The organism is Streptomyces synnematoformans, from assembly GCF_039531005.1.
Classification (GTDB): domain Bacteria; phylum Actinomycetota; class Actinomycetes; order Streptomycetales; family Streptomycetaceae; genus Streptomyces; species Streptomyces synnematoformans.
The window spans coordinates 1-7726 of the sequence record NZ_BAAAPF010000324.1 but is presented as its reverse complement, the minus strand read 5'-3'; the positions used below and the strand labels follow the sequence as shown (position 1 = coordinate 7726).

Sequence of the window (7726 nt, the reverse complement as noted above, 5' to 3'; positions counted from 1 at the left end):
TCACGACCGGCGTGCAGCCGTCGCCGAGCAGGTCGGCCTCCTCGGCGGCGAGTGCTCCGGCGCCGCCGCCGTGGCCGCCGCCCCGGCCGACCGCGAAGCGGCCCGCCTCGTCGACGCAGACCACGCCGGGGTCGGCGGCCTTGCCGCGCAGCAGGGGGGCGAGGAGGCGGACGGTGGCGCCGGTGGCGAGGAAGCAGACGAGCCGGTCGCAGTCGGCGAAGGCGCGCTCGACGGCGGTACGGAGCGGGCCCTCGTCGTAACAGCGGGTCCGCTCCGGCCAGGCGTCCGCCAGCCGCCGCGCGGCGGCGGAGCCGGCGGCGGTGGCGGCGACGAGGCCGATCACGGGGCGGTCCGGCGGGGTCGTCGGGGCGGGGTGGTCATGGGCGGGGGCTCCCTCGGGAGTCGGGGTGCGGGGGTTCAGGACGGAGCGGCCCGGGGGGCCGGGGCGCAGCCCCGTGCGGGGCCCGGGGCTGCGTCCCAGAGTTTCGGGACGGGGCGGGCGCGGGGGGTCGGGACCGAGCGGCCCCGGGGGTCCGGGGCGCAGCCCCGTGCGGGTTCGGGGCGGAGCCCCGCGGAGGGCTCGGGGGCGGATCCCCCGGGGCTCGGGAAAGGGGGGTGCCGCCCGCGACCCCCGGGGCCCTCACCCCCGTGTCCGCGTCGTCGTACCGGCCTCCGGCGGGGGTACGGGTGTCCGCGGGCTCCGCCGCCGCAGCGCGCAGACCCCACAGGACGAACACCGGGTTCGTCGCCGCGAGCCGCGTGACCTCGCCGGGCAGCGGCGCCAGCCGGGAGGACTGCAGCAGCACGCCGTCCACCCCGAACCCGGCATCCGCCAGCGCCGCACGTACCCCCGGCACCCGGTCCACGGCCGCCAGCGTGACGACCACCGCCCGGCGCGCCCGCGCCGCGCACGCCGCGACCACCTCCGCCACGTCGCCGCCCCCGCCGCCGACGAACACCGCGTCCGGGTCCGGCAGCCCGGCCAGCGTGGCGGGGGCGGTGCCGTGCACGGCCTGCACGTCCACGCCGTGCGCCGCCGCGTTCGCCCGGACCCGCGCGACGCCCGCGGCGTCCCGCTCCACGGCGACGACCGCGGCGCCGAACCGCGCGCACTCCACCGCCACGGAGCCGGACCCGGCGCCCACGTCCCACACCAGGTCGCCGAGGCGGGGCGCCAGGCGCGCGAGGGCGAGGGCGCGGACCTCGTACTTGGTGACCAGGCCGGCGCGGTGGTCGAAGTCCGCCTCGGGGAGCGCCCAGCCGGTGTCGCCGTGGTGCGCCGGCGGGTACGGGCCGGGGCCGGCGAGGGTGCGCGGTGCGGGGGAGAGGACGCGGGTTGGGCTGCGCCCGGCGCTGCGGGCGGGGCTGTGCCCGGTGCTGCGGGCGGGGCGTTCGTCGAGGCAGAGGACGACGTTGACGGTGCCCGGCGACCAGTCGCGGGCGGCGGCGTCGGCGGGGTAGAGGCGTACGACGTCCTCGTCGGCGGAGCCGAGCGCGGACGCCACGACGAGGGTGCGGGGCACGCCCGACGCGGCGAGGGCGGCGCCGAGTTCGGCGGGGCCGGCGCCGGGGCCGGTGAGCACGGCGGTCTTGGGGTGGGCCCGGCAGACGTTGACGGCGGTGCGGAGGTCGCGCCCGTGCGCGCTGACGACGGCGGCGTCGTCCCAGGGGAGGCCGGCGCGGGCGAAGGCCACGGCGACGGCGGGGGCGGCGGGGCGGACGTCGAGGCGGTGGGGGCCGAAGCGGGTGGCGAGGGCGCGGACGATGCCGAAGAAGCCGGGGTCGCCGGAGGCGAGCACGGCCACCCGGGTGCGGGGTGGGGGGGTGTGCCCCGTCCCCGCCCCTTCCCGAACCTCAGGGGCTCCGCCCCCGAGCCCCCCACGGGGCTGCGCCCCGGACCCCGCGTGGGGCTGCGCCCGGGACGCTTCGCGGGGCTGCGCCCCCAGCCCCCCGCGGGGCTGCGTTCCGCCCGCTGCGTGGGGTTCCGCCTCGGATCCTGCGGAGGGCTGCGCCCCGGACCCCTCCTGGGGTCCCGCCCCGGCCCCTGCGCGGGGCTGTGCCTGGGTGCTCCCGCGGGGCTGCGGCCCGAGCCCTGCGCGGGACTCCACACGGGGTTCCGTCCCGGACTCCGCCTGGGCTCGCGTCCGGGAGCCCTCGCAGGGCTCCGACTCGGCCCCCGTCCCGGGCCCTCCGCGGGGCTCCGTCCCCGAGTTCGGCTCGGCGCGTGGGGCCGGGGCCGGGGTGGGGCCCTCTACGTACGCCGCGATCCGCTCCAGCGCCGGGGCCAGCGGGCCCAGCGTTACGCGCTCCGCGTTCCGCGGCAGCTCCGCCTCCGCCAGGTGGCGTGCCGCGCCCACCACCAGTTCCGCTTCCTCGATCCGCGCCGGAGGCGCCCCCGTTCCGCAGCCTATGACCGTGATCACGACAGCAACCCCCCGTCGCTCCGCGCCACCAGCACCCGCCCCGTGAAGTCCACCATCGCCGCCTCCGCCGCGACCCGCCGCTCCGTGAAGCGCTCCAGCACCTCCGCCACCCGGGCGCACAACTCCCGTCCAGCCGCCGGCAGCAGATCCGCCGCCTCCCACAACTCGTACGCGTGCCGCCCCGTGTTCGCCTCCGCCACGGCCGCCGCCAGGGGCTCCGGGCCGCCCGCCGCGCGGGTGATCTCCGCCAGCACCGCCGGGTCGACCTTCGAGCGGGTGTAGTGCGTCATCAGCACTCCCGCCGCCAGCTTCGTCAGCTTTCCGACCATGCCGACGAACACCACCCGCTCCACCCCGTGCGCCACCGCCTTCCGCAGCGCCGCCCCCGTGAAGTCACCCACCTCCACGAAGCACACCGCCGGCAGCCCCGGCAGCAGCTCCATCGCCCCTCGCTCCGTCCGCCCGCCCGTGCACAGCACCACCGCCGTCTCGCCCTGCGCCGCCGCCACCGACACCGCCTGCTCGACGCTCGCCCGCCACGACGCCGTGGAGAACGGCCGCACGATGCCCGTCGTGCCGAGGATGGAGATGCCGCCGAGGATCCCGAGCCGGGCGTTCGTCGTCTTCCGGGCCCGGCGTTCGCCGTCCGGCACGCTGATGGTCACGTCCAGACCCCGCCGTCCGAGGTCCACGACCTCCGCCACCGCCTGCGTGATCATCTGCCGCGGTACGGGGTTGATGGCGGGGCCGCCCAGCTCCAGACCCAGGCCCGGCTTCGTCACCACGCCCACCCCCACGCCGCCGTGCAGCGCCAGCCCGGGTGCCGGGCGCCAGCTGACGGTGGCGGTGAGGTGCGAGCCGTGGGTGACGTCCGGGTCGTCGCCGGCGTCCTTCACCACCACGGCCTCGGTACGCCCCGGCCGCAGCTGCACCGCCCGCTCCACCGCGAACGTCACCCGCCGCCCCGACGGCAGCGCCACCTCCACCCACCGCGGCGCCTCGCCGGTCGCCAGGAGCAGCGTCGCCGCGCGGGCGGCGGCCGACGCGCAGGTGCCGGTGGTCCATCCGGTACGCAGCGCCTTCTGCCGCACCTTCGCCGTACGGGGCAGGTCGGGCTCCCGCAGGTCGGGGCCCGCCGCGGGCGCAGGCCTCGCCGCGGGCGCAGGGCCCTCCGCGGGCACCGGGTGTCCCGCGTGCTCCGCGTCCGAACCCCGCTCGCCGGGCATCCGCTCTCCTCCTCCCGCCGGTCTCACACGTGGCCTGCCGCCGCTCGTGCCCTACGCCCCGCCCTCGCGCAGCGCCCTCCGCGCCCGCGGGTCCGCCCGGCGGTGGCCGTGGAAGTGCCCCGGGTGGTACAGGTGCGACCGCGTACCCGCCGCCGCCAGCGCCGGGCCGACGAGGAACAGCGTGTGCTTCCACAGCCGGTGCTCCTTCACCGCCGCCTCCAGCGTGCCGACCGTGCAGCGCACCACCAGCTCGTCCGGCCACGTCACGCGGTACGCCACGACCACCGGCGTCGTCGCCGCGTAGCCGCCCGCGAGCAGCTCCGCCGCCAGCCGGCCGGAGCGGGCGGCCGACAGGAACACCGCCATCGTGGTGCCGTGCCGCGCGAACTCCCGTACGTCCTCGCCGCTCGGCATCGGGGTCTTGCCGCCGCCCAGCCGGGTGAGGATCACCGACTGCGCCACCTCCGGGACCGTCAGCTCCCGCCCCGCCGCGGCCGCCGCCGCCGAGAACGACGAGACGCCGGGGACGATCTCCACCGCCAGCCCCAGCTCCTCGCACCGCTCCACCTGCTCCTGCGTGCCGCCCCACAGCGCCGGGTCGCCGGAATGCACCCGCGCCACCCGCAGGCCCTCGCGGGCCGCCCGCCCGTACACCGCGACGACCTCCTCCAGCGGCACCGCCGCCGAGTCGACGACCTCCGCGTCCGCGCGGGCGTGGCGCAGCACGTCCTCGTGGACGAGGCTCGCCGCCCAGATCACGACGTCCGCCTCGGCGATGGCGCGGGCGGCCCGGAACGTCAGCAGGTCCGCAGCCCCGGGCCCGGCCCCGACGAACGTCACCGTGCCGGCGGCGGGCGGCCGTCCCGCCGGCCCCGGTGCCCCCGTCCCGCTCACAGCTTGTCCCCCCGCCCGGTCCGCCGCGCCGGCGCGATCAGCGTCGACAGGTACGGCAGCGGCTCCGCCCCCAGCTCCGCCGCCGGCCGCACCGACTCCTCCGCCAGACCCAGCGACGACCCCCACAGCGCCCCCTCCATCCGCCCCGTCTCCGTGAGCACCCCCGCGACCTCGCCCGCCAGCCGCCCGAACTTGTACGCCACCACCGTCCCCGGCCCCTGCAGCGCCTCCTTCAGCACCGCCGTGCCCGCCGTCACCGGCACCAGCGTCAGCGGCTCTGTGCCCTCCGCGAGCACCGCCCCGCCGCGCGCCGCCAGGTCCTGCATCGCGGTGACGCCCGGCACGCTCTCGATCCGCACCTCGGGGAGCAGCGCGGTGACGGTCTCGGCGAGGTAGGTGAAGGTCGAGTAGACGTTGGGGTCGCCGAGGGTGGCGAACGCCACTGTGCGGTGTGCGTGCAGCAGTTCCGCGACCCGGGCGCCGGCCGCGTCCCACGCCGCCTCGCGGCGCGCGGCGTCGCTGCGCTCGTTGAGCGCGAACACGACGCGGACGACCTTCTCCTCGTCCACGTAGTGGAGGACCGTCGCCTCGGCGCGGCCCGTGCCGCCGCCCTCCAGCACGGGGACGACGACCGCCGCCGCCGACCGCAGCGCGCCCACCCCCTTGACCGTGACCAGCTCCGGGTCGCCGGGGCCCACCCCGACGCCGACGAGTCGCATGCTCATGCCGCTTCACACCCTTCGACGAGCCGGCGCGCCATGGCGGGGGCGGCGGCCCAGTGCACGTGCAGGTACGAGGCGTGGACTCCGCCCCGTACGAAACCTTCGACGCGACGCGCCGGCCGCGTCATCCCCCATGCGGGCGTCTCGCCGGCCGGCGGATCGAGCGCCGTGCGGTGGAACTCGTGCCCCCGGACCCGGGTGCCGGCGGCGGCGAGCGCGTTGTCGGCCACGGCCACCGCGTCGCGGTAGCCGAGCGTGAGCCGGTCCGTCATGTGGGCCTCCGCGGCCAGCACGCCGCACATGGGCGCGCCGTCGAGGGAGCGGGCGAGGTAGACGAGGCCGGCGCACTCGGCCGCCACCGGCGCGCCGGTGGCGGCGAGGCGGGCGACGTCGCGGCGCAGCGGCTCGTTGCCGGCCAGCTCGGGACCGTAGACCTCGGGGAAGCCGCCGCCGATGACCAGGGCCCGGGTGCCGGGTGGCAGGGCCTCGTCGTGGAGGGGGTCGAAGGGGACGACGTCGGCGCCGGCGGCGGTGAGGAGTTCGGTGTGTTCGGCGTACGAGAAGGTGAAGGCCGGGCCGGAGGCGATGGCGACGACCGGTCGTGGGGGGGGGGGGGTGTTCCCCGATCCCGCCCCTTCCCGAAACCGGGGGCCGGCCCCCGGGCCCCCGCCCGCGCCCGCGGCGCGCGGCGGGTTTCGGGGGCTCCGCCCCCGGGCCCCCGTCTGGGGGCTCTGCCCCCGGGCCCCCGCTCGGGGGCTCTGCCCCCGGGGCCCCGGCGCGGGTCGGGCCTCGTCGGCGTCTTGCGGGGTCTGCCCCCGGGGCCCCGGCGCGGGCCGGACTCCGTGGCCGCCCTGCGGGCTCCGGCCCCCGGCCTCCGCCGGCGGTCGGGTCCCGTGGGCCTCCCGCGGGCCGGGGCCTTCCGGCCCGCGGGAGGCCTCCCTCTCCGCCGCCCTCGCCGGAGGCAGCACCGCCCCCGCCGGAGGCAGCACCGCCTCCTCCGGTGACCACGTCGTCGTCGGCAGCGGCGGTGCCGTGCGGGCCAGCCGTAGCAGGCCCGGCACGTCGCACGACTCCCGTACGCGGGCCGCCAGGGCCCGTACCGCGGCCAGTGCCGCCGGGCGGCGTTCCGCCGCCGGCACCAGGCCCAGGTGGCGCGACGGCGCCGCCAGCTCCGCGGCGCGGCGCAGGGCGCCCAGCACCGGGACGCCGGCGGCGTCCAGGGCCTCGCGCAGCAGGGACTCGTGCCGGTCGGAGGCGACCTTGTTGAGGACGACGCCCCCGATCCGCACCTCCGGGTCCCACGACGCGAACCCGTGCACCAGCGCCGCCACCGACCGCGACTGCCCCGCGGCGTCGACCACCAGTACCACCGGCGCCCGCAGCAGCTTCGCCAGCTCCGCCGTCGAGCCCGACTCGCCGGCGCCGGCGGCGCCGTCGTACAGGCCCATCACGCCCTCCACGACCGCCACGTCCGCGCCCGCCGCGCCGTGCGCGAACAGCGGCGCGACCAGGCCGGGGCCGCACATGTGCGGGTCCAGGTTCCGGCCCGGGCGGGCGCCGGCCGGACCGGCGGCGACCGCGAGGGCGTGGTAGCCGGGGTCGATGTAGTCGGGGCCCGCCTTGTGCGGCGAGACCGTCAGGCCGGCGGCCGTGAACGCCGCCATCAGGCCGGTCGCGACGGTCGTCTTGCCGCTCCCGGACGCGGGTGCGGCGACGACGAGCCGGGGGACGCCGGTCACGGTGCTCACCATTCGATGCCCCGCTGGCCCTTCTGGCCCGCGTCCATGGGGTGCTTGACCTTGCCCATCTCGGTGACGAGGTCGGCGGACTCCACGAGCGGCGCGGGCGCGTTGCGCCCGGTGACGACGACGTGCTGGCCGCCGGGCCGCTGCCGCAGCACCTCGACCACCTCGTCGGTGTCCACCCAGCCCCAGTGCATCGGGTACGCGAACTCGTCGAGCACGTACAGCCGGTACGTCTGCGCCGCCAGATCCCGCTTGACCTGCTCCCAGCCCTGGCGGGCCTTCTCTGCGTTGTCTGGGTTGTCCGGCTCGGCGTCCTTGGCGGGCCGCTGGATCCACGACCAGCCCTCGCCCATCTTGTGCCACGCCACCGTGCCGCCCTCGCCGCTCGCGCCGAGGACCCGCAGCGCCCGCTCCTCGCCGACCCGCCACTTGGCGGACTTCACGAACTGGAACACCCCGATCGGCCAGCCCTGGTTCCAGGCACGCAGCGCCAGCCCGAAGGCGGCCGTGGACTTCCCCTTGCCCGTGCCCGTGTGCACGACGACCAGCGGGCGGTTGCGCCGCTGCCGTGTCGTCAGACCGTCGTCCGGCACCGCGGCCGGCTGCCCCTTCGGCATCAGGCGGCCCTCCCCGCGCCGTGCCCGGCCCGCTCGGGGCGAGCGCCGCGGGGGCCGCGAGCGCCGGGGCTGCCGCCCGGGGCGTACCCCTCCCGTGCG

5 protein-coding genes and 2 pseudogenes are annotated in these 7726 nt (G+C 78.6%); all 7 read right to left on the bottom strand.

Features of this window, described 5'->3' with window-relative positions; all coding sequences use genetic code 11:
- Positions 1-343: pseudogene (locus ABD317_RS30660) on the bottom strand (precorrin-3B C(17)-methyltransferase); the annotation flags it as partial.
- A 358-nt stretch (positions 344-701) separates the two neighbouring features.
- A pseudogene (gene cbiE / locus ABD317_RS30655) lies at positions 702-1946 on the bottom strand (precorrin-6y C5,15-methyltransferase (decarboxylating) subunit CbiE); the annotation flags it as partial.
- 473 nt (positions 1947-2419) lie between these two features.
- Positions 2420-3649, bottom strand: a complete 1230-nt coding sequence (locus tag ABD317_RS30650) for a cobalt-precorrin-5B (C(1))-methyltransferase (RefSeq protein ID WP_344294107.1) — start codon at positions 3647-3649, stop codon at positions 2420-2422.
- Between the two features lie 51 nt (positions 3650-3700).
- Entirely contained in the window at positions 3701-4543 is an 843-nt protein-coding gene (gene cobM, locus ABD317_RS30645) for a precorrin-4 C(11)-methyltransferase (RefSeq protein ID WP_037781557.1), read from the bottom strand.
- Positions 4540-5268 carry a precorrin-2 C(20)-methyltransferase gene (gene cobI / locus ABD317_RS30640; RefSeq protein ID WP_344294105.1) on the bottom strand — a complete coding sequence of 243 codons (729 nt, stop codon included), beginning with the start codon at positions 5266-5268 and terminating at the stop codon, positions 4540-4542. The genes cobM and cobI overlap by 4 nt, the downstream gene beginning before the upstream one ends.
- Positions 5265-7016, bottom strand: a complete 1752-nt coding sequence (locus ABD317_RS30635; protein ID WP_425582476.1) for a cobyrinic acid a,c-diamide synthase CobB — start codon at positions 7014-7016, stop codon at positions 5265-5267. Before ABD317_RS30635 ends, cobI begins: the two co-directional genes overlap by 4 nt.
- Positions 7010-7627, bottom strand: coding sequence for a cob(I)yrinic acid a,c-diamide adenosyltransferase (cobO, locus tag ABD317_RS30630; protein WP_344294101.1), 618 nt, complete (start codon positions 7625-7627; stop codon positions 7010-7012). Before cobO ends, ABD317_RS30635 begins: the two co-directional genes overlap by 7 nt.
- Positions 7628-7726 lie beyond the last annotated feature (99 nt).